Origin of the sequence: Micromonospora sp. RP3T (genome assembly GCF_003027925.1) — a bacterium.
Classification (GTDB): domain Bacteria; phylum Actinomycetota; class Actinomycetes; order Mycobacteriales; family Micromonosporaceae; genus Micromonospora.
The window spans coordinates 200,294-221,477 of record NZ_PYPS01000001.1; the positions used below are offsets into that span (position 1 = coordinate 200,294).

General features: G+C 72.8%; 23 protein-coding genes and 1 pseudogene. 13 read left to right on the forward strand and 11 right to left on the reverse strand.

All coding sequences use genetic code 11. The features are described 5' to 3' along the window. Positions 1–9 precede the first annotated feature (9 nt). From C8054_RS00930 to C8054_RS00940, 3 genes are all read right to left on the reverse strand, one after another. Positions 10–666 carry an HAD family phosphatase gene (locus C8054_RS00930; RefSeq protein ID WP_107154737.1) on the reverse strand — a complete coding sequence of 219 codons (657 nt, stop codon included), beginning with the start codon at positions 664–666 and terminating at the stop codon, positions 10–12. A 31-nt stretch (positions 667–697) separates the two neighbouring features. Then, entirely contained in the window at positions 698–1,546 is an 849-nt protein-coding gene (locus tag C8054_RS00935) for a hypothetical protein (RefSeq protein WP_199199467.1), read from the reverse strand. A gap of 139 nt (positions 1,547–1,685) precedes the next feature. After that, the gene (locus C8054_RS00940; RefSeq protein WP_107154739.1) at positions 1,686–2,357 is read right to left on the reverse strand and encodes an FKBP-type peptidyl-prolyl cis-trans isomerase; all 672 of its coding nucleotides are present in this window, start codon (positions 2,355–2,357) and stop codon (positions 1,686–1,688) included. Positions 2,358–2,545: 188 nt separating this feature from the next. Between C8054_RS00940 and C8054_RS00945 the strand changes: the two genes are divergently transcribed. Continuing rightward, positions 2,546–2,938, forward strand: coding sequence for a PPOX class F420-dependent oxidoreductase (locus tag C8054_RS00945; protein WP_107154740.1), 393 nt, complete (start codon positions 2,546–2,548; stop codon positions 2,936–2,938). A 55-nt stretch (positions 2,939–2,993) separates the two neighbouring features. Here the strand turns inward: C8054_RS00945 and C8054_RS00950 are convergent, their stop codons facing one another. Further along, a complete protein-coding gene (locus tag C8054_RS00950; RefSeq protein WP_107154741.1) occupies positions 2,994–3,980 on the reverse strand; it encodes a Ku protein in 987 nt (328 codons plus the stop codon). A gap of 87 nt (positions 3,981–4,067) precedes the next feature. On the opposite strand from C8054_RS00950, the gene ligD (C8054_RS00955) reads away from it, so the two are divergent. Beyond that, the gene (gene ligD, locus C8054_RS00955; RefSeq protein ID WP_107154935.1) at positions 4,068–5,006 is read left to right on the forward strand and encodes a non-homologous end-joining DNA ligase; all 939 of its coding nucleotides are present in this window, start codon (positions 4,068–4,070) and stop codon (positions 5,004–5,006) included. Continuing rightward, positions 4,996–5,910, forward strand: coding sequence for a non-homologous end-joining DNA ligase (gene ligD / locus C8054_RS00960; protein ID WP_107154742.1), 915 nt, complete (start codon positions 4,996–4,998; stop codon positions 5,908–5,910). Before ligD (C8054_RS00955) ends, ligD (C8054_RS00960) begins: the two co-directional genes overlap by 11 nt. On the opposite strand, the gene C8054_RS00965 is transcribed toward ligD (C8054_RS00960), so the two are convergent. Continuing rightward, complete coding sequence (locus C8054_RS00965; RefSeq protein ID WP_107154743.1) at positions 5,837–6,913, reverse strand: hypothetical protein; 1,077 nt, start codon at positions 6,911–6,913, stop codon at positions 5,837–5,839. The genes ligD (C8054_RS00960) and C8054_RS00965 overlap by 74 nt on opposite strands. A gap of 101 nt (positions 6,914–7,014) precedes the next feature. Next, the gene (locus C8054_RS00970) at positions 7,015–7,389 is read right to left on the reverse strand and encodes a DUF4267 domain-containing protein (protein ID WP_107154744.1); all 375 of its coding nucleotides are present in this window, start codon (positions 7,387–7,389) and stop codon (positions 7,015–7,017) included. Positions 7,390–7,476: 87 nt separating this feature from the next. Here C8054_RS00970 and C8054_RS00975 point away from each other — a divergent pair, with 87 nt between their 5' ends. From C8054_RS00975 to C8054_RS00985, 3 genes are all read left to right on the forward strand, one after another. Further along, entirely contained in the window at positions 7,477–8,055 is a 579-nt protein-coding gene (locus tag C8054_RS00975) for a TetR/AcrR family transcriptional regulator (RefSeq protein WP_107154745.1), read from the forward strand. A gap of 27 nt (positions 8,056–8,082) precedes the next feature. Next, entirely contained in the window at positions 8,083–8,805 is a 723-nt protein-coding gene (locus C8054_RS00980) for a TIGR03089 family protein (RefSeq protein WP_107154746.1), read from the forward strand. 119 nt (positions 8,806–8,924) lie between these two features. After that, positions 8,925–9,785, forward strand: a complete 861-nt coding sequence (locus tag C8054_RS00985; protein ID WP_233219414.1) for a GNAT family N-acetyltransferase — start codon at positions 8,925–8,927, stop codon at positions 9,783–9,785. 56 nt (positions 9,786–9,841) lie between these two features. Here the strand turns inward: C8054_RS00985 and C8054_RS00990 are convergent, their stop codons facing one another. Continuing rightward, positions 9,842–10,105, reverse strand: coding sequence for a hypothetical protein (locus C8054_RS00990; RefSeq protein ID WP_107154748.1), 264 nt, complete (start codon positions 10,103–10,105; stop codon positions 9,842–9,844). Here C8054_RS00990 and C8054_RS00995 point away from each other — a divergent pair. Further along, the gene (locus tag C8054_RS00995; protein ID WP_107154749.1) at positions 10,104–10,313 is read left to right on the forward strand and encodes a winged helix-turn-helix domain-containing protein; all 210 of its coding nucleotides are present in this window, start codon (positions 10,104–10,106) and stop codon (positions 10,311–10,313) included. The two genes, C8054_RS00990 and C8054_RS00995, sit on opposite strands and share 2 nt — an antisense overlap. A 323-nt stretch (positions 10,314–10,636) precedes the next feature. Beyond that, positions 10,637–11,587: a zinc metalloprotease gene (locus C8054_RS01000; RefSeq protein WP_107154750.1), complete on the forward strand. Its 951-nt coding sequence runs from the start codon at positions 10,637–10,639 to the stop codon at positions 11,585–11,587. Positions 11,588–11,656: 69 nt separating this feature from the next. Here the strand turns inward: C8054_RS01000 and C8054_RS01005 are convergent, their stop codons facing one another. Together C8054_RS01005 and C8054_RS01010 are read right to left on the reverse strand one after the other, a co-directional pair. Next, positions 11,657–13,129: a pentapeptide repeat-containing protein gene (locus tag C8054_RS01005; RefSeq protein WP_233219434.1), complete on the reverse strand. Its 1,473-nt coding sequence runs from the start codon at positions 13,127–13,129 to the stop codon at positions 11,657–11,659. A 34-nt stretch (positions 13,130–13,163) separates the two neighbouring features. Next, positions 13,164–14,843: a DNA repair helicase XPB gene (locus C8054_RS01010; protein ID WP_107154752.1), complete on the reverse strand. Its 1,680-nt coding sequence runs from the start codon at positions 14,841–14,843 to the stop codon at positions 13,164–13,166. Between the two features lie 173 nt (positions 14,844–15,016). On the opposite strand from C8054_RS01010, the gene C8054_RS01015 reads away from it, so the two are divergent. Together C8054_RS01015 and C8054_RS01020 are read left to right on the forward strand one after the other, a co-directional pair. Then, the gene (locus C8054_RS01015) at positions 15,017–15,892 is read left to right on the forward strand and encodes a L,D-transpeptidase family protein (RefSeq protein WP_107154753.1); all 876 of its coding nucleotides are present in this window, start codon (positions 15,017–15,019) and stop codon (positions 15,890–15,892) included. A gap of 50 nt (positions 15,893–15,942) precedes the next feature. Next, the gene (locus C8054_RS01020) at positions 15,943–16,176 is read left to right on the forward strand and encodes a hypothetical protein (RefSeq protein WP_107154754.1); all 234 of its coding nucleotides are present in this window, start codon (positions 15,943–15,945) and stop codon (positions 16,174–16,176) included. Between the two features lies 1 nt (position 16,177). Here the strand turns inward: C8054_RS01020 and C8054_RS01025 are convergent, their stop codons facing one another. After that, positions 16,178–18,643 carry a helicase-associated domain-containing protein gene (locus tag C8054_RS01025; RefSeq protein ID WP_107154755.1) on the reverse strand — a complete coding sequence of 822 codons (2,466 nt, stop codon included), beginning with the start codon at positions 18,641–18,643 and terminating at the stop codon, positions 16,178–16,180. 37 nt (positions 18,644–18,680) lie between these two features. Here C8054_RS01025 and C8054_RS01030 point away from each other — a divergent pair, with 37 nt between their 5' ends. Together C8054_RS01030 and C8054_RS01035 are read left to right on the forward strand one after the other, a co-directional pair. After that, positions 18,681–19,304: an HAD family hydrolase gene (locus tag C8054_RS01030; protein WP_107154756.1), complete on the forward strand. Its 624-nt coding sequence runs from the start codon at positions 18,681–18,683 to the stop codon at positions 19,302–19,304. A gap of 28 nt (positions 19,305–19,332) precedes the next feature. Beyond that, positions 19,333–19,719, forward strand: a complete 387-nt coding sequence (locus C8054_RS01035) for a cold-shock protein (protein WP_073826071.1) — start codon at positions 19,333–19,335, stop codon at positions 19,717–19,719. Here the strand turns inward: C8054_RS01035 and C8054_RS01040 are convergent. Next, positions 19,680–20,510 (reverse strand): 1,4-dihydroxy-6-naphthoate synthase, encoded by an 831-nt coding sequence (locus C8054_RS01040; RefSeq protein ID WP_107154757.1) that lies wholly within the window; start codon positions 20,508–20,510, stop codon positions 19,680–19,682. The two genes, C8054_RS01035 and C8054_RS01040, sit on opposite strands and share 40 nt — an antisense overlap. 324 nt (positions 20,511–20,834) lie before the next feature. Here C8054_RS01040 and C8054_RS32475 point away from each other — a divergent pair. Next, positions 20,835–21,167, forward strand: a pseudogene (locus C8054_RS32475) (helix-turn-helix domain-containing protein); the annotation flags it as partial. Positions 21,168–21,184 lie beyond the last annotated feature (17 nt).

Sequence of the window (21,184 nt, forward strand, 5' to 3'; positions counted from 1 at the left end):
GGGCCCCGCTTAACACCCCAACCCCGTGAGCAGCTCCGGGGTCAGCGCGCCGATCGAGGGCAGCCGCACGGCGGCGAGGGCCGCCGCGTCCGGATCCAGCGGGTACGACAGGTGCGGCACCGCCACCACCCGACACCCGGCCGCCGCCGCCGACCGAACGCCGTTGGACGAGTCCTCCACCGCCACGCACCGGGCCGGGTCGACGCCCAACCGGGCCGCCACCGCCAGCCAGACGTCCGGCGCCGGCTTGCCCCGGGCGGTCTCCTCCGTCGACAGCGTCGCGCCGAACGCGTCGACCAGGCCCGTCGCCTCCAGCGCCGCCGCGATCAGCCGGGTCGGCGAGGAACTGGCCAACCCCAGCGGCCACCGCGCGGCCGTCCGGCGCACCACCGCGTCCGCGTCGTCGATCAGCGGTACGCGCTGCGCGTACCGCCGGGTCATCTCCGCCACCACCTCGGCGGCGACCTGTTCGGCCGACCGGTCCACGCCCAGCTCACCGCTCAGGTAGGCGGCCCACTCGCCGGTGCTCATGCCCATCAGCCGGCGCTGGGTGTCCGGCTGCCAGACGCCTCCGTGCTCGGCCACGTACGCCCGGCGGACCTCCTCCCAGACCGGCTCCGAGTCCACGATCACGCCGTCCAGGTCGAAGAGCACCGCGTCCACCATGCCGCCATCCTGCCCCAGCCGGCGGCCCGGCTTACCCCGGCAGCGTCGCTCCGACCGAACGCTGCGCCGGCAACCCGATCGGGGCCTGGGCCGGGATGATCGTGCGGCAGCGCGTCGCGACCGGTTCGAGCAGCTCCCGCAGCCGTTGCGTACGCTCCGCGCCCAGCGCCCGCCACGGGCCCGCCGCAGCCCGGTCGGTGGCCTCCTCGACGGCCCGGAACGTGGCGCTGGCCTGCGGGGTCGGCAGCCGGTCGGCGGTCAGCCAGCCCTTGTCGACCAGCCGCTCCTCGGCGGCGGACCACTCCTCGTCGGTCCAGCCCCGGGCCGGCTGGTGGAACTCGCGCGACTGGTCGACCCGGCACCGCCAGGCCACCACCTCGACCGGCTCCAGCCCGGTGCCGACCAGCGCGGCCACGTGCCCGTCGCCCCGGTGCTCGCGCAGCGTGGCGGCGGCCTGCCAGAGCCGGGCCAGCGGGTACTCCCCGCGCGGCAGGGCGGCGTTGACCGCGCCGAGCACCCGCCCGGCGGTGTCCACCCGGTCCGCCGCCGCCTCCAGCAGTTCGGCGGCCTCGACCAGGTGCGACTCGGGCAGCTCGTAGGTGAACTCGGCGAGTGCCTGCACCGCGCCGGTGAGCCGGGCGCGCAGCGCCTCCTCCGGGGTGGCCAGCCGCCACACCGACGGCACCGCGCGGGCCACCATCGGCGGCGCGAAGCTGAAGAACGCGGCCGTCACCGTCGGGGCGTCGACCGGCCCGAGTGGCGCGGCCCGGCCGGCGAAGTAGCCGCGCCAGTAGCCGCGCAGCCCGACCGCCTCGAACGCGGATCGGGCGCGCGGGTGGAAGTAGGTCACCGCGTGGACCGGCTCGAACAGCGTCCACATCTGCCGGGCCACCCCGGGGTCGTCCAGCGCCGCCACGTGCACCTCCGCGTCGGTGGTCAGGTCACCGCGGACGGACGGACCGCCCGCGGTGACCACGAACCTACTGCCGTTGGGTGACCGGACGGAAGCCTGGAGTGATCTACTGCGCAGCCAGCACGTCGACGACGAAGCGCAGCGGCCCGGCCGGACGACCGCCCTCGGCCTTGTCGCCGTACGCCAGGTCGGCCGGGAGGTCGAGCTGCACGCGGCTGCCCACCGGCACGCCGACCAGGCCCTGGTCCCAGCCCTTGATGACCTGGCCCACGCCGATCTGGAAGGTGGCCGGCTGGCCGTTGTCCCAGGACGCGTCGAACTGCTTCCCGTCCTTGTAGAAGACGCCCACGTAGTTCGTGGTGATCGTCTGCCCGGCCTTCACCGCCGGCCCCTTGCCCTTGACCAGCGTGGTGACGGTCAGCTTCTTCAGCTCACCGGAGCCGGCCTTGACCGCCGGCTTGGTCTTCAGCGCCGGGTCGACGTTGGCGGGCAGCTCCGGCGCGGGCGGCGCGGTGGGCTCCGCCTGGTCGGCGGGGGCGCTGGGGCTGGCCGAGGAGGACGTGTTTGCCGGCTTGTCGTCGTCCCCGCTGTTCAGCCAGACCAGGCCACCGACCAGGGCCACCACGGCGAGCACACCGGCGGCCGCGCCCAGCATCGACTGCCGGCGCCGGCGCGCCTCGGCGGCCTTCTTCTCGGCCAGCTGGGCGGCCAGCCGCCGCCCGGCCTTGGTGGCCGGGGCGGCCTGGTCCTCCGACCGGTTCTCCACACGCTCGCTCACGTCGACTCCCTGCAGGTGGGGGGTGGGTACGCCCCCGGCGGGCCGCCGCCGAGGCCAGCGCACACGGTACCCGCCCGCACCCCCACAGCGACGAAAGGCGGGGGCCCTTCTTAACGCATTCGGTATAGGCGGGGCCCCTTCTTCACACCCCGGGCTGGACCGGACACCGAGCGGGTACGTTCTCGGACATGGCGATCCTCACCGCAGAAGACCTGGCCCTGCTCGGCGAGCCGCAGCTCGCGCACGTGGCCACCATCGAGTCCGACGGCACCCCGCACGTCACCCCGGTCTGGGTGGACACCGACGGGGAGCACATCGTGTTCAACACCGCCAAGGGCCGGCAGAAGTACCTCAACATGTCCCGTAACCCGGTCGTCGCGGTGTCGGTGGTCGACAAGGCGGACGACTACCGCACGCTCTGGGTGAAGGGCACTGTCGAGTTCGTCACCGAGGGCGCCGACGAGCACATCGACCGGATGGCGAAGAAGTATCTCGGCCAGGACACCTACCCGTGGCGGCGTGCGGGCGAGGAGCGCGTCATCGTCCGCGTCACCCCGACGGAGAAGCTTGGCCGCGGGTGATAAGCGGGGGCCCCGCCTATACCGAATACGTTAAGCGGGGCCCCTTCCTTACCCCTCAGGCGGTCTTCTTCTTGGCGGCGGTCTTCTTCGCCGGCTCGGCCTTCTTCGCCGCCGTCTTCTTCTTCGCGGCGGTCTTCTTCGCCGGGGTGGCCTTCTTCGCCGGTTCGGCCTTCTTGGCCGGGGTCTTCTTCGCGGCGGTCTTCTTCGCGGAGCGGGCCGACGAGATCGGGGTCGGCTCGGCCCCGCCGCCGGACGGCGCCTCGCCCCGGGCCGCCCGGGCCCGCTCGACGGACGCCTTCAACGCGGCCATCAGGTCCACCGCGGCGGCCGGCGCGGCCTCTTCCTCCTCCGGCTGCACCACCTCGCGGCCCTCCACCTTCGCGTCGATGACCTCCTGCAACGCGGCCCGGTAGTCGTCGGTGAAGGCGTCCGGCTCGAACTCGCCGGCCATCGAGTCGATCAACGAGCTGGCCATCGCCAGCTCCGGCGGGCGGACCTTCAGGTCCTCGTCCAGGAAGCCGAAGTCGGGCTGACGGATCTCGTCCGGCCAGAGCATCGTGTTGAGCAGCAGCACGCCCTCGCGGACCCGCAGCGTCGCCAACTGCTCCCGCTGGCGCAGCGCCACCTTGACGATCGCCACCCGCTCCGAGTCGGTCAGCGCGTCCCGCAGCAGCACGTACGGCTTGGTGGCGGTCCCCTCCGGCTCCAGGAAGTAGGCCTTGTTGTAGAGGATCGGGTCGACCTGCTCGGCCGGCACGAACTCCAGCACGTCGATCGCGTGCGAGGTGCTCAGCGGCAGTTCGGCGAAGTCCTCGTCGGTCAGGATGACCATCTCGCCGCCGCCGAGGTCGTAGCCCTTGGCGATGTCGTCGTAGGTGACCTCCTCGCCGCAGACCGAGCAGGTGCGCTTGTAACGGATACGGCCGCCGTCCTCGCGGTGCACCTGATGGAACCGGATGTCCTTCTCCTCGGTTGCCGAGTAGACCTTCACCCCGATCGACACCAGGCCGAACGACACCGCTCCTTTCCAGATGGCCCGCATTCCCGCGCTCCTCTCCCCGGTTGTAGACCAGAATCCCAAACGATCGAACGGCACGCACGCTCTTCCGTGCCCTACTACAGTCAGGAGGTGCCCGGCGCGCCGTTGAAGCCGATGCTCGCGATGACCGGGCAGCTCCCGGCCGGTGCCGCATGGGCGTACGAGTTCAAGTGGGACGGCATCCGCGCGCTCGCCGACATCTCCCACGGCGACCGGCACTTCTACGCCCGCTCCGGCGTCGAGATCACCACCGCGTACCCGGAACTGCTGAACCTGGCCGAGCAGGTCGACGACGCGCTGCTCGACGGCGAGGTGGTGATCTTCACGGACGGGCAGCCGTCGTTCACCGCGCTGGCCGAGCGGATGCACGTGCGCAACCCGGCCAAGGCGGCACGGCTGGCGGCGACCGCCCCGGTGACGTACATGATCTTCGATTTGCTGCGGCTCGACGGCGTGGACCTGACCGCCCGGCCCTGGCACGAGCGGCGGGCGGCGCTGGAGGCGCTCGGGCTCGGCGCCGCCCGGTGGACGGTGCCGCCGGTCTTCACCGACGGGCCGGCCACCTACGCGGCGGCCGGTGAGCACGGGTTGGAGGGCGTGCTGGCCAAGCGGGCCGACTCGGCCTACCGGCCCGGGGTGCGCTCGCCGGACTGGGTGAAGGTCAAGCTGGAGGTCACCGGCGACTTCGTGGTCGGCGGCTGGCGGCCGGGCGCGCGCCGGGTCGGCGGGCTGCTGGTCGGCGTGCCCGGCCCGGACGGGCGGCTGGTCTACCGGGGGCGGGTCGGCGGCGGCATCGGCGCGGCCGTCGAACGGGAACTGCTGCGCGAGCTGGAGCCGTTGCGCGCCGGCGCGTCGCCGTTCGCCGGGGACGTGCCGCGCGAGGATGCGCGCGGCGCGATCTGGGTATCACCCCGGGTGGTGGTGGAGGTCAAGTACGGCCAACGCACCCCGGACGGGCGGCTGCGCTTCCCCCGGGTCCTGCGGCTGCGCCCGGACAAGCCGCCCGAGGAGGTCGAGGATGCCGGCTGACCGGTTCAAGGTCGAGGTCGAGGGGCGCGCCCTGGAGCTGTCCAACCTGGACAAGGTGCTCTTCCCGCAGGCCGGCTTCACCAAGGGCGAGATGATCGACTACTACACCCGGATCGCTCCGGTGCTGCTGCCACACCTGCGCGACCGTGCGCTCACCCGGATCCGCTTCCCCAACGGTGTCGACGGCGGCTCGTTCTTCGAGAAGAACGCACCGGCCGCGACCCCCGGTTGGGTACGCACCGAGAACCTGCCCGTCCCCGGGTCGACCAAGGGGCGGGAGACCATCGACTTCGTGGTCTGCGACGAGTTGCCCACGCTGGTCTGGCTGGCGAACCTGGCCGCGCTGGAGCTGCACACGCCGCAGTGGAAGGTCGGCGAACACCCGGACATGATGGTCGTCGACCTGGATCCGGGTGCCCCGGCGGCACTGCGACAGTGCTGCCAGGTGGCGCTGCTGATGCGCGACCGGCTGGCCGACGACGGGATCGACGCGTACCCGAAGACGTCCGGGAAGAAGGGCATGCAGCTCTGCTGCCCGATCGCCGGCACCCAGGACGCCGACGTCGTCTCCGGCTACGCCAAGCGCATCGCGCAGGAGCTGGAGCAGGCGCACCCGAAGCTGATCGTGTCGAAGATGGCGAAGAACCTACGCCCCGGCAAGGTCTTCATCGACTGGAGCCAGAACAACGCGGCGAAGACGACAGTGGCGCCGTACTCGCTGCGCGCCCAGCCCGTACCGGCCGCCTCCACGCCGCTGACCTGGGACGAGGTGGCGGCCGGTGCGGCCGGGAAACGGCCGGCGACGCGGCCCTACACGGCCACCGAGGTGCTCAGGCGGGTGGCGAAGCAGGGCGATCTGCTGGCGCCGCTGCTCGACGGCGGTCCCGAGCTGCCCGCCCGCTGACCCGCCACCACGCGCCGCCGACCAGCAGCAGCACGAGCACGCTGATCGCCACGTCACCCACCAGGTCGGCCGCCGGGCCCGCCGGGGTGTAGGTCGGCACGTCGTACGCGAAGACGGCCGCGACGACCACGGCGGCCGAGCCGGCGGCGAGCACGTGGCGCTGCCCCCAGCCGGCCCGCCGGGACCAGCGCGTCAGCAGCGCGGCGGTGACCACGGCGAGCGCCAGCGCGACGCCGATCCCGGTCCACCCCGGCACGGTGCCGGCCCCGGCGTAGGCGACCAGCACCACCAGCCCCGCCCAGACGGGTCGCGGCGCGGTCCTGGCGGTCCGGTCGCCGGGCGTGCCGGCGGCTGGGTCGATGCGCGCGTCGGCGGCGCGTCCGACGCGCGGCAGCGCGGCGGCGATCAGGGCCAGCGCCACGCCGGCGGCGAACGTGAGCTGGACCGGCGAGGCCAGGAAGCCCTTGCGCCCGCCGTCGTCGGCGAAGACCAGCAGGCTGCCGCCGAGCCAGAGCAGCGCGGCCACGACCAGGCCCGGACGACCCAGCCAGGGCCGCGACCGGCGACCCACCCCGAGGTACGACTCGACGAGCGCGATCGACGCGCAGATGGTCAACGCCACGTGGTTGCCCACGTAGTCGACCGCCTGCCGGGCGCTGAACCCGAGGCCGGGCACCAGCGTCGCCTCGGCGACGGCGCGGGCGTCGGCGAACTGGGTGTCGTCGAGGTAGTCCGGATTGAACAGCGACTGGTCGACCAGGCCGGCCTGGACCACGCCGAAGGCGGTGGCGAGCAGCACGATCCCCGGCCAGCCCAGTCCGAGCCGCCGGGCGGTCTCCCGGATCAGCAGCGCGGCCCCGCCGTACATCGGGGCGAGCACCAGCACCACGAACGGCATGCCGGCGAGCGTGAATCCGCCCCAGGAGCACTCGGCGGTCCAGGGTGCGAGCAGCAGCAACGCGACGGCCGGCGCGAGCCGCCGGCGCAGGGGTTCGGTCGTCATGCCCGCACCGTGCCGCAGCCGGCCGGCCCGTCGATACGGCCATCGGCCGAGGGGCCCGTGACCAAAGTCGACGGTCACGGACCCGCGCGGCGGTGGCTCGGCTAGAGCGCGAACAGCAGGGCGGCGTCGAGGAGGATGACCAGCGCGGTGGCGAAGTGGATGCCGAAGGCGACGGCCCGGGTGCCGCCGTGCCGCAGCACGATGACGGTGTCGCCCACGGGGGCGAGCGCGACGACAAGCATGAACCAGGCGACGGCGTCGGCGTTGGTGAAGGCGATCAGGGCGAGTCCGACCAGGCCGTAGGTGAGGTCGCGGACGCCCTTGACGGTGAGGTAGGCGGATTCGGCCCCACCCGCCGACGCCGGAACGCCGTAGCCGGCGGCGGCGTTCCGGGGCGTCGTCAGGAAGCGGACGCCGATGAAGACGATGAACAGGCTGAGGACGACGGCGAGCCCGTAGGCGAGGACATTGAGCATGGTCGACTCCGAATCTAGCGGTGCTAGGGGTGGGAGCGACGCTAGCAGAGCGCCGATAGATTGACTAGCGGTGCTAGAGTTGCGGTCATGTCCATCCAGGCACGCCGAGAGCGGGAGCGGGCCGAGCGCGAGCGGGCCATCGTCGCCGCCGCCCGGGACCTTGCCGAGTCGGAGGGCTGGGACGCGGTCACCACCCGCCGGCTCGCCGCCGAGATCGAGTACAGCCAGCCCGTCCTCTACAGCCACTTCAAGGGCAAGGACGCCATCATGGCGGCGGTCGCCGTGGAGGGCTGCGGCGAGATGGCCGCCGAACTCGCCGCCGCCCGCGCCGCCGCGCCCGACCCCCGGCAGGCGGTGGCCGGCATCGCTACGGCGTACGCCGCTTTCGCCGAACGTCGGCCCGCGCTCTACGACGCGATCTTCAGGCTCCCCGTCGCCCTCTCCTTCGCCAGCCAGGAGGCCCCGGTCGAGCTGGCCCGAGCCTTCGCCGAGCTGGCCGAAACGCTGCGCCCGTTCGCCGGTGGGGACGACCTGGAGACCTTCACCGAGACTTTCTGGAGCGGGCTGCACGGCCTGGTCACGTTGATGCGCGACGGTCGGCTGCGGCGGGCCGAACACGAGCGTCGACTGGCGCTCCTGGTGGACCGGTTCGCCCCGCTAGGCTGAGCCGGTCGTCCGGGAGGAGCGCATCCGATGGCCGTCCACGCACCCGCACCCGCTTCCGTCGTCACCGACGAGCCGCTGCTCAGCTACCTCGACGACGCCACCGGTGAACGCACCAACCTGACCGCGTCGCAGCTCGGCGCGTGGGCCGCCCGCAGCGCCGGGCTGCTGCGGGACGGCTGTGGGCTGCGCCCCGGTGACCGGGTGGCGGTGCTGCTGCCGCCGCACTGGCGTACCGCGGCAGTGCTGCTCGGCGCGTGGTCGGTCGGGCTGACGGTGTCCTTCCGGCCCCGGGCGCTGGCCGGGTTGCCGGCGCTGGAGCCAGGCGCGGACCGGCCCTTCGACGCGGTGTTCGTGACCCCGGAGCGCCTGGACGACTGGCTGGAGGACGTGCCCGAGGGGACCCACCGCTACCTGGTCGGCGTCCGTCCCGGCCCGGTCGACGAGGTGCCGCCGGGCTGGCTGGACTGGTCCGCCGAGGTGCCGCGGCACCCCGCCGACCCGCCGGACCACACGGCCGTGGACCCGGCCGACCCGGCCACCCCGGACGGCACCAGCTTCGGCGCGTGGCGGCGGCTGGCCGCGGAGGTCGCCGCGCAGCTCGACCTGCGCCCCGGCGACCGTCTTCTGGTCGACCCGGTCGAACACGAGCAGCCCGTGAAGTGGCTGCTCGCCCCGCTCGCCGCCCGCGCCACCCTCGTGATCCACGCCAACCCCACCCACCCCGCCCCACCCCATACCCGCCGCCTCTGACCCTCCCCGCCGTCCCTCCCGCGCCCCCGCGTCGATCTTCAGTCGTGGCCCGGCAAATGCCGTTTTCGTGGCTTCTGCCGGGGCGTAAACTGCAAGATCAACGATGCTGGGAGGGGTGCGTGGTGGGGCGGGGGGACGGGCTGGTCTGGCGGGCTCACGGGGAGGGTGACCTCGCCGCGTTGACCGGGCTGGTCGAGGCGTGTCTCGCCTTGGACGGTGGACTGCCGCTGTTCACGCGTACTCCGCTGGTGCGGGCGCGGCTGCTCCAGACGCGTACCCTCGGCGCCTGGCACGACGGTGACCTGGTCGCGGCCGTGAGCGTCGACGCGGACCGCACTCCGGTCACCGCGTGCGGGCTGGTGCATCCAGCGTGGCGGGGGCGGGGGATCGGCACCCGGCTGCTGGACTGGGTCGACGGGCAGGCCGACGACGCGGGTCTGCTGCTCACCACCGAGACGTGGACCGCCGACGCGGAGGCGCTGTTCGTCGCGCGTGGACTACGGCGGACGTTCCTGGAACGGGTGCTGCGGCACGACCTCGACGCGCCGCCCGACGTGGCCGCGCCGGACGGCGTCACGTTGGAGCCGGCCACGCTCTCGCCGGAGCTGTTCGACACGTACCGCGTGTCGTTCGCCGACCGGCCCGGCTTCGTCGAGCCGGCGGCCGAGGAGTGGTTGGGTGACCTGCGCGACGACGAGGACTACCGACCGGAGCTGTCGATGGTCGCGCGTGGGCCGGACGGCGGCGCGGTCGGCTTCGTCACCGTGCTCGACACCTGGATCGACCAGGTCGGCGTGGTGCCCGGCTGGCGCGGCCGGCGGGTCGGCGCGTACCTGGTGGCTCGCGTGCTGCGCGGGCTCGCCGAGGCGGGCGCGGACGCCGCGTGGCTCTGCGTCAACGACGACAACCCGGCGGCCGGGCTGTACCGACGGCTCGGCTTCCGCGAGACCGGCCGTCGCGCCCGCTACCTGCGCCGCTGACGGACGACCCGGCGCCCTCCGATGCTCTCGCCTACGAACTTGATGGCGTGGACGGGTCAGCGTCGTCGGAGCCAGGGCGCGCGACGGGCGCACGCCGAGACGTGATCCGCCGGTAGCGCGCACCGCCCGCCGCCGTCCGGCAACGGCCGATCACAGAAGACCCAATGGTGTACGCGCTGCGCGTCCTCCGCCGACACGGTCACCCCGCCCGGCTTCACCCCGGCGCTGAGCTGGGCCAGCACCCGGGCGGCGGTACGAGACCGGTACGAGGGGCGCCAACCGACTGCAAGGGGCCCTGACGTGCCTATCCCGCCCACCATGGACGAATTGCTCGCTGACCTCTCGAGGAAGATCAAGGACGGTACGTATCCGTCGGGTTCTCAGCTCCCCTCCGGCCGGAAGCTCGCGGACGAATTCGACGTTTCGAAGTCCACGATCAGCCGGGCGGTGGCGCTGCTGCGCGAGCATGGCGTGCTGGTGGGTCGCCCTGGCCGAGGCGTCTTCGTCGCCGAGTCCGATCGCCGCTGACCGCACGAGATCTTGGTAGGAATCGGCCCCTGGAGGGGCCATTTCGCACCAAGATCTCTGCCTCGTCCGGGGAGGTGGGACAGCGATCTCTCCTGTTGGAAGTGGGTGCGCGGCGGCGCGGTGGGTGGCGAGTCGTTGCTGCTGTCAGCTCGAAAGGGAGTGGAAAGCGATGCCACTCCGAGCACCGGGCGCCCGGCCGGGCGGGGACTGTTGCGGAGGCCGCTGACGTGGTCTTATGTCGGAACGACGACGTCATCGACCCGCAGCTTTGACAACCCCGCGTCGGTTCCGTGTTCCTTTCATGCCTCTCGAAAGGTGCAGCGATGCACAGGAGACCGACAATCCACCTGGCGGTGCTGGCCACGGCCGCCGCCACGTTCCTGACCGGCGGAGCGCACGCCACGGCCGCACCCGTGACCGCCTCCGCCCAGGTCGCCGCCTGCCAACCGGGCGCCGACCAGCACAGCGTCGCCCGGGTGAGCGAGGGCGCCACCGCCCAGGAGCCGGAGCTCTACTCGAAGAACGAGGCCAACGCGTACGGCGTGATCAAGGACGTGCCGCGCCTGGCCAACGGCAGCGTCACCGTGCCGACGGTCTTCCACATGATCTCCGACCACGAGCTGGGCGCGGCCGAGAAGGCCCGGTGGAACACGCTGATCGCGGCGCAGATGACCGTGCTCAACGACTCGTACGCCGGCCGCACCGCCGCCGACGCCTCGGACACGCCGTTCCGCTTCTCGCTCGTCGACACCACCTGGACCGTGAACAGCACCTGGTACACGGTCGAACCGGGCAAGAACGAGCGGGACATGAAGAAGGCGCTCTACACCGGCGACTCCCGCACGCTCAACGTCTACGCGGCGAACATCGGCGGCGGGCTGCTCGGCTGGGCGTACTTCCCGAAGGGCTACAACAACGGCCGCGACTACATCGACGGCGTGGTCATGCTCGACGAGTCGATGCCGGGCGGCACCGCCGGCAAGTACGCGCTCGGCGACACGCTCACCCACGAGGTGGGGCACTGGCTGATGCTGGAGCACACCTTCGCGCACGGCTGCTCCGCCTCCGGCGACTTCGTCGCCGACACGCCGCGTGAGGCGGCGCCGCAGTTCAACTGCCCGGTCGGCGCGGACACCTGCACCGCGCCCGGCCTCGACCCGATCCACAACTTCATGGACTACACGCAGGACTCCTGCATGGACATGTTCACCCCGGGCCAGGCCGACCGGATGAGCGACGCCTGGGTCGCGTTCCGCGCCGGCGGCCAGGGCTAGACCCGACAGCGGCGACCGGACGGGTGGGCCCTCACCTCGTAGGCCCACCCGTCCGGTCCCTCGGTCGGTTCATCCAGCCTGGCCGTTCCCGCGCTGTAGTCGTGGTGGTAGCCGGGTCCCCCGATCCGTCCGGGCGCCCGCGAGATCTTCAGCGTCCAGCCCGTGGACGGGATTCCGGCCGTTCGCGTCACAGAGCCGGGCCATCCGTAGGTCGGTGCCTCTGATGTCCGCGCCCGACAAGTTCGCCCCGGCCAGATCGGCGCCCATGAGAGTGGCGCCCCTGAGGTCCGCCTCGCTCAGGTCGACCCCTCTCATCTGGGCTCCCACGAGACGCGCGTCGCGCAGGTCGGCGGATTCCAGAATGGCCTGATTCAGGCTGGAGAATCCGAAGTTCGCCTGCGCTGCCGAAACATGGGCCAGGTTCGCCCCGTCGAAGTGGGAATCGCGAGCCTCCGTCTGACGTAGCGATGCGAAACTCAGGTTTGCGTTGTGGAGGCGGCAACGGTTCAAACGTGCCTGGCTCAGGTCCGCCCAGGTCAGGTCCGCCAATTGCAGGTCGGAGAAGGAGAGATAGGCTCCGCGTAGTCTGCACTTCGACAGGCAGGCATCGAGCAGTAGCGCGTGTGAGATGTTCGTACCCACCAGGCTGGACAGCGTGAGGTCGGCCCCGTTGAGCGATGCCGCGAACAGATCGGCGTGGTCGATGAGAGCCAGATGCAGCTTGGCGAAATTCAGGCTGCTGCGGCTGAGTTCGGCGCCCCGCAGGTCGGCTTTGCTGAACTCGGCGTAGTCCAGCACTGCCCGGTACAGACGGGCTTCCCGCAGCCTGCACCCGGAGAAGTCCGAGTTCCGGAGACGGCCGTACGGAGCGTGCAGGTAGTCGAGCCTCAGGTCGTGCAGGTCCAGTCCCGTCCGCTCGGTCGCGCGGCGGGGCGGCCGGTAGGCAAGCGCGGTTGTGGTTGCCCGGACGTCCTCCGGTAGTTCCTGCGGCAGGTCTTCCGACGGGTCCGTCGACTCGGGACTGGACGCGCTACGGTCGCGCAGAAAGGCGATGAGCACGTCGACCGTGTCGTTGTGGTGGGACGGCGAATCCTGGAGCACCCGAGCGAGGGCGTGCACGCCACCGATGCGAATATGGGTTTTCGTGGAGTCCAACCGCTCAAGTGCCTTCGTGAAGCGATCGGTGACCTGACCTCGATTAGCCAGCCGGTAGTTGCGTGCGGTGTACAAGAGGCCGATGGCGACGACGAACGCCCCGCCGAGCGACGTCACCAGCAGGCGGGCATTGTGATAGGCGCCGAGGCGGGCATCCGGGCTCGCTTGGCGCAGGACGTCTCGATCCAGCAGCCGTGGCGCTTCGGCAATCGCCCAGCCGTAGGCGACAAGCGTCGCGCCGACAGCCAGCGCCGACAGCAACACCGTCCACCAGCGTGCCGAGCCTCGGGCGACGTTCGGAGTGTGCCGTCTGTCCCAGCCGAAGTCCCGAATCAGAAGTCGGACCGCTGCCTTGATCCGCCACCAACGCGCGCGCAGCCTCGCCATCACGACGCAGTTCTAGCGCACCACCGCCAGAACGTCAGTCGACCGTCGGCAGTTTCGGGCCGAGCACGTCGTCGGCGTCCACGATCGTGTACGCGTACCCCTGCTCGGCCAGGAAGCGCTGCCGGTGCGCGGCGTACTCGGTGTCGATGGTGTCCCGCGAGACCACTGTGTAGAAGTGTGCCTGCCGGCCGTCGGCCTTCGGCCGCAGCACCCGGCCCAGCCGTTGCGCCTCCTCCTGCCGCGACCCGAACGTGCCGGACACCTGGATCGCCACCGCCGCCTCCGGCAGGTCGATCGAGAAGTTGCCCACCTTCGAGATCACCAGGGTGCGGATCTCACCGGAGCGGAACGCGTCGAACAGCCGCTCACGCTCCTTGTTCGTGGTGGACCCCTGCACGATCGGCGCGTCCAGATATTCCCCGAGCTGGTGCAACTGGTCGAGGAAACCACCGATCACCAGCACCTGCTCCTGCGGGTGCCGCTCCACCAGCGCGCGGACCACCGGCAGCTTGGTGCGGGCGGTCGCCGCCATCCGGTAGCGCTCCTCCGCCTCCGCCGTCGCGTACGCCAGCCGCTCCGCGTCGGTGAGCGTCACCCGTACCTCGGTGCACTCCGCCGGCGCGATCCAGCCCTGCTGCTCGATGTCCTTCCACGGCGCGTCGTACCGCTTCGGGCCGATCAGGCTGAACACGTCGCCCTCCCGGCCGTCCTCGCGTACCAGCGTCGCGGTGAGGCCCAGCCGGCGGCGGGCCTGGAGGTCCGCCGTGAAGCGGAAGATCGGCGCGGGCAGCAGGTGCACCTCGTCGTAGACGACCAGGCCCCAGTCGCGGGCGCCGAACAGGTCCAGGTGGGTGAAGGCGCCGCCGCGCCGCGAGGTGAGCACCTGGTACGTGGCGATGGTGACCGGACGGATCTCCTTGCGCTCGCCCGAGTACTCGCCGATCTCCTCCTCGGTCAGCGACGTGCGGGCGATCAGCTCCCGCTTCCACTGCCGGCCCGCCACCGTGTTCGTGACCAGGATCAGCGTGGTCGCCTTCGCCTCCGCCATCGCCGCGGCCCCGACCAGCGTCTTGCCGGCGCCGCAGGGCAGCACCACCACGCCCGACCCGCCGGCCCAGAACGCCTCCACCGCCTCCCGCTGGTACGACCGCAGCGTCCACGGCCTGCCGCCGTCGGAGCCGGACTCGGCCAGCTCGATCGGGTGCGCCTCGCCGTCCACGTACCCGGCCAGGTCCTCCGCCGGCCAGCCGAGCTTGAGCAGCGCCTGCTTGAGCCGGCCCCGCTCGGACGGGTGCACCGCGATGGTGTCGTCGTCGAGTTTCGCGCCGAGCATGCCGGCGAGCTTCTTGCTCTTCGCCACCTCGATCAGCACCACCCGGTCCAGGGCGCGCAGCACCAGCCCGTGCACCGGGTCGTTGGCGAGCTGGAGCCGGCCGTACCGGTCCATCGTCTCGGCCACGTCGACGAGCAGCCCGTGCGGCACCGGGTAACGCGAATACTTGATCAGCGAGTCGACCACGCCCTCCGCGTCGTGACCGGCCGCCCGCGCGTTCCACAACCCCAGCGGGGTGAGCCGGTACGTGTGCACGTGCTCCGGGGAGCGCTCCAGCTCGGCGAACGGCGCGATGGCCATCCGGCAGGCCTGCGCGTCCGGGTGGTCGATCTCCAGCAGCAGCGTCTTGTCCGACTGCACGATCAGTGGTCCACCGCTCACGCCGCGTCCTCCTCGCCTGGGCCTGGAAACCTGCCCGCACCGCGGCTGACCTGCCGGAGGCGGACCATCCAGTGTTGCACGCCGGGGAATGTCAGAAAAAAGTCTCGGTGGACAGGCAACGTCATACTCCTCTCACACGTCTAGCAAGCGGGACAACTGTCCAGGGAGGGCCCATGAAGCGTGTCCGGTTTCTCGCCCGGGTCGCCGGCCTGGCGGTGGTCGTGCTGGTCGGCGTCGGCGCGTGCGCGCTCGATCCGCAGACGGAGGGCGCCGGGGTCACCACCCCCGCGCCGGTCGGGCTGACGGAGGGAGCATCGGGGGCGAGCGCGCCGCCCACGCCCGAACGGTCGGCCACGTCCCCGTCGGCGCAGCCGAGCCGGACGGCCACGCCGAAACCCTCCCGGTCGCCGTCGGCGACCGCCGCCCCGAAGCCCAAGCCGAAGCCGAGCCGCTCCGCCGGGTGCCCGCAGGGCGAGCACCAGCGGGCCGTGGAGCGCTACCTGAGCCGGCTGGGCGGGTTCGGGACGCTGACCGTGGACGGCGCGCAGTCCGCCGCCGACTGCGTCGCGATCAAGAAGTTCCAGACCCGGTACGGCATCAGCCCGGCCTCCGGTCGCGCCGGCCCCACCACGTACGACGTGGCGAAGCGGCTCGCCGACACCGACGTGTCCCGCTGCCGGGCCGGCGCCCGGCTCACGTTCTGCGTGGACCTGACCCGGCAGACCGTGTGGGCGATGCGCGGCGGCACGGTGGTGCTCGGCCCGACCGTCACCCGCACCGGCATGTCCGGCTACGCCACGCCGGCCGGCACGTACTCGGTCGGCTGGAAGAACCTGCGCGAGTGGTCCAACCCGTACGAGGTGTGGCTGCCGTACTGGCAGCAGTTCAACGGCGGCATCGGCTTCCACGAGACCACCACCTACCTGCACAACGGCGCGATCGGCTCGCACGGCTGCGTCAACCTGCTGCACCGCGACGCGGTCCGCCTCTGGGAGCTGGGCTCGGTCGGCACCCGCGTGGTGGTGATCGGCCGCCGTCCCGGCACCTGAGCTGCCGGTACCCTGGGAGCCGGGTCCACCACGGGCGGGGAGGGGCTGGCATGACCGTCGATCAGGACGTGCTTCCCGAGGGCGAGCGGACGCCACCGCAGGTCTCCACCGCGGTGCTGGTCGGTTACGCGACCGCCGCCGCGGGCGTGTTCGGTTGGTTTCTCTTCGGGCTGCTGGTGCAGCGGCAGGGCTTCGTCGACTCGGTCGGCGAGTCCGCCGGCGCGGCGTTCACGCTGCTGCTGGCGATCTCGGTGATCGGCACGTTGCGCCGCAACGGGGAGTGACTCACTCCTCCAGCACGGCGGCCGTGATCCGGTGCAGCGCGAAAGTGTGCAGCATCTCGGTGCGGTCGTCCTCGGCGCGCAGGTAGCCGGCGCCGATCGAGACCGGCCGGACCAGCCGGGACGCGGTCGCCCCGTGCGCGTCGACGTAACCCACCCAGACCCGTGCCTTGTCCCGTACCGCCTGCTGGAGCACGGCCAACGCGTCGCCGTGCCCGGGCACCGCAGTCGGGCCGGTGACCGCCGGTCCGCCGCGGACGACCGCCGGGGCCCGCCGCGCCGCCCGGGCCGCCGCCTCGCCCCGGCGGATCTGCTCCACCACGCCGAGCAGGCGGGGCATCGGTAGCCTCGGGGTGGCCAGCGGGTCCACGGCCCGGCCGGTGAGCGGCGTGCGGGCCGGCGCACGCCGGTTCTTCGGCCGGGACAGCACCGTCGCGCCGGTGGCGTCCTCGGGCACCGGCGCGTACCCGGCGTCGCGCAACGCGAGCAGCATCCGGTTGACCTGGTACGGGGTGACCAGCACGGTCGGGGCCAGCCGGCGGAACGCCAGCGACTCCAGCCGCCGGTCCGCCTGCACCTCGGTGAGCAGCGCCTCGTCGTCGCTGCGCACGTAGCCCCCGGCCGAACCGACCCGCAGCCCGCCGTGCTTGCGGGCCACGTCGTCCACCAGATAGGTCAGCCCCTGCGGCACCGGGGTACGCGACCGGCGACGGAACAGCGCGTGCAGGTCGTCGGCGGTGTACCCGGCGTCCAGGGCCCGTCGGATGCTGGCCGTGGTCACCCGGTGCACGCTCGCCCCGCCCGCCGACTCGTGCTCGGCCACCACGTCCAGCTCGGCGGCGAGCGCCGGGTCGGGCGGGCCGGGCACCACCACGCTCAGGTCGGCCTGCACGAGGACGTGGTCGACCGGGGCGGGCAGCAGCCCGTCCAGCGCGCGTACCGCCGTCGACGGGTCGCCCGACTCGGCGTCGGAGCGCAGCCCCAACGGGTCGTCGCCGCGCTCGTCGGCGTCGGCCAGCTCGGCCAGCAGCAGCCGCCCGTACGAGGTGAGCGCGCCCAGCCCGGTCACCCCGAGCCGGGCCGCCTCGGCCAGCACGTCGCGGTGCGCCGTCTCCCGTCCCCGGGCCCGCCGGGGCGCTCGCCACTCCAGCAGCGCCAGCACCTCGTCCGGGGTCGGCGCGGTGGCTGCCGGCAGGTCGGCCAGCACGGCGAGCACCGCGCGGCGGGCGGCCGGCGCGCCGGCGCGTTCCGCCTCCGGCGAGAGCACCGAGATCGGCCGGTCCCGGTCGTCCCGCTGACCGACCAGGCCCACCTGCCGGGTCATCGCCAGCCACGCCCGGGCGAGCTGCTCCCAGCGCTGGGCGAGCGACGCCGCGCGCCACACCTCGTACCCGCCGGTGGGCGCGATCTGCTGGTCGCCGCCGTACCGGGTGGTGGCCGCGCCGGTCAGCTCCAGCTCACCGGTCAGCCCCGCCGCGTACGCCACCTCGAAGATCAGCGCGGTGGTCGGCTCGTCCAGCCCGAGCACCCGGGCGAGCCGGCGCAGGTCGCGTACGCCGACGCCGCCGGACCGCAGCACCGGGGCCGGCTCGACCACGAGCGCCTCCAGCAGCGCCTCGGTGTGCCGGACCACCTCCATGGTCTGCCCGGCCCCGGCCGAGTCGACGGCCTTGGTCTCCCGGGGCGGGGCGGACACCTCGGGCGGGCTGGTGCGCAGCGGGCCGAGCGGACCGGTGTCGCGACGCAGCACCAGCCCCACCTCCCGGGGCAGCTCGACCGTGCCGTGGGGACCGCCGGACATCCGCACCAGCAGGTGGTGCTCGACCAGCCAGCGGATCGGGGAGCCGGTGGGCGCGCCGCCGTTGACCAGGTCGGGCGGGAGCACGTCCTCGCCGCCGGTGGCGGGGGCCTCCAGCGCGCCGGGCGCCACGGTGCCGACCGGCGGCCCGGCGGCGAGCCGGTCCAGGACCGCCCGGGCCGACGGCGGCGCGGCGAGCAGCGCCCGCCGCAGCTTCGCCGGGTCCGCGCAGAGGGCCGCCGCGCGCGTGTCCAGCTCCGCCGCCGGGCGACCCAGCCCCGCCGGGTACGGGGACACCTCGTCGACGCCGCCGACCACGGTCAGGTCGTGCTCGGGGCCGTACAGCAGGAACCGCGCCCGGAGCCGGTCGACGGCGGCCCGGACCGCGGTCGGGGCGGGCGGGTGCGGCCCGGCGGTGGCCGTGGCGAGGATCTGGTCGGTGGAGGTGGCGCCGTCGGGGCCCCGGGTGAGCCGGGCGGCGTCGAGGATCTGGAGGGTGAACTGGTCCAGCCCGTCGAGCGCCCGGGCCACGGAGACCCGGGACTGGGCGCGCAGGGCGAGAGCGGACACGTCCGCCGGCACCGGCACGACGAGGTCCGGCCGCAGTTGGAGCAGGGCGGCCAGCGACTCGTCGGGGAGGGCCCGCAGATGGTCGGCGAGTGAGGTGGTCATCGTCGTACCACGCTAGCCCGCTGGGTACGTTCTCGGCATGCCTCCGCTGATGGTCGGCTTCGACCTCGACATGACCCTGGTCGACTCCCGTCCCGGGATCGCCGCCGCCTACCGCGCCCTGACCGAGCGCACCGGCGTGCCGGTGGACGCGGAACTGGCGGTGTCCCGGCTGGGCCCGCCGCTGCGTACCGAGCTGGCGCACTGGTTTCCGCCGGAGCGGATCGAGGAGGCGGTGACGCTCTACCGCGAGCTGTATCCCGCGTACGCGATCACGCCGACGGTGCCGATGCCGGGTGCGGAGGCCGCGGTGCGCGCGGTGCACGAGCGCGGGGGGCGGGTGATGGTGGTGACCTCGAAGATCGGCCGGCTGGCGAAACTACACCTGGACCACCTCGACCTGGCGGTCGACGAGCTGGCCGGCGACCTGTTCGCCGAGCAGAAGGCGACCGCGCTGCGGGAGCACGGCGCGACGCTCTACGTGGGTGACCACGTGGCCGACATGGCGGCCGCACAAGCAGCGGGAATCCCAGGCGTGGGAGTGGCGACGGGCCCCTGCTCGGTGGCCGAGCTGAGCGCGGCCGGGGCCGAACTGGTGCTTGATGATCTCGGCGAATTCCCGGCGGCGGTGGACCGGATCATCGGGCTAGCCTTGGAGGGGTAGACGTTTCGAGTGGAGCGGGGTTCGACAGGTGCCGACGGGTCGAGTGAAGTGGTACGACGCGGCCAAGGGATACGGGTTCGTCACCAGTGACGAAGGTGGCGACGTGTTCCTGCCCAAGGGCGCGCTACCGGCGGGTGTCGCCGACCTGAAGGGTGGTCAGCGGGTCGATTTCAGCGTGGTGGACAGCCGGCGGGGCGCCCAGGCCATGGGCGTGAAGCTGCTGGAGGCGCCGCCGTCCGTGGCGGAGCTGCGTCGCCGGCCGGCCGAGGAGCTGCACGGCCTGGTCGAAGACATGATCAAGGTGCTGGAGGCGAAGGTCCAGCCGGACCTGCGCCGGGGGCGCTTCCCGGATCGCAAGGCCGCGCAGAAGATCGCTCAGCTGGTCCACGCGGTGGCGCGCGAGCTGGAGGTCTGAGGGACGAGCCCGGCGTCGGCGGCCCGGCCCAGCAGCGCCTCCACGGCGGCGAAGCCGGCCTCACCCAGGTCGGCGGTGAACTCGTTGACGTAGAGGCCGATGTGCCGGTCCACCACGTCGGGCTCCATCTCCTGCGCGTGCGCGAGGACGTACCCGCGGCTGGCCTCCGGGTCCGCCCAGGCCTGCCGCACCGACTCCCGGATCCAGGCGGCGGCCTCGACCGGGTCGACCGCGCCCCGCCGGGCCAGGATCGCGCCGAGCGGGATCGGCAGCCCGGTGTCGCCCTCCCACCATTCGCCCAGGTCGACCAGGGCGGTCAGCCCGTGGCGCGGGTAGGTGAAGCGGGCCTCGTGAATCACCAGACCGGCGTCGTACCGGCCGGCCGCCACGCCCGGCATGATCTCGTGGAACGGCACCACCTCGATCCGCGCCGGCGCCTGGTCCGCCGCCCAGAGCCGGAACAGCAGGTACGCCGTGGTCCGCTCGCCGGGCACCGCCACCGTCGCGCCGGACAGGTCGGTCCGGTCGCCCCGGGTGAGCACCAGCGGGCCGCAGCCCCGGCCCAGCGCGCCGCCGCAGGGCAGCAGGTGATAGTCGTCGAGCAGCCACGGCAGCGCCGCGTAGCTCACCTTCACCAGGTCGAACGCCCCCCGCTCGGCGGCCGTGTTGGTGACGTCCACGTCGGCGTAGGTCACCTCGACCGGAGGCGCCCCGGCCACCCGGCCGTGCACCAGCGCGTCGAAGACGAACGTGTCGTTCGGGCAGGGGGAGATCGCCAGGGAGAGCGCCACCCGTTCACCGTAACTCCGTCGCCGGCGCCGGCCGCCACCCCGGCCCGACCGGTGTGACCGACGCGGCTCGCTCGCTCCCGGGTGGCGGAGAGGTCGTTCGCCGGCCCCTGCGAACTTGATGGCGTGAACGGGTCGGCCATCGGTCCGGTCGTTCACCCCGCCCACGCGGGTACACCCCAGCCGGGTCGGTCCCCGCTCGGCAGCCTCGCCTGTGCTGGTCACGCCGGGGCGTGCACCGCCGGCGGAAGACCTGACTCACTTCTGCCCTCAAGTTTGCAGGGCCCGCGCGCGACCACCTCGTCCCCAACGGCACGGCTTTTCCACATGGTTATCCACAGGTCATGGTTATCCACAGGAAAATGCCGCAGGGTGGAGGACGGCGCGGTGACGGTCGACCATGGCACGGTGACTGACGCCGAACCGAACACCGATCCGCGGGCGCCAGATCCGGGAGCGACGGATCCGGGAGCGACGGATCTGGGAGCGACGGATCTGGGAGCGACGGATCTGGGAGCGACGCTGCGGGCGTTACGCCGGGCGGCCGACCTGAGTCAGCGTGAGCTTGCCGAGAGATCGGGAGTCCCGCAGACGACGGTCGCCCGCATCGAGTGCGGGCGGTCGGTGGGGCCGAGCTTCCGCACCGTCGAACGGCTGGTCGTGGCAGTGGGCGGACG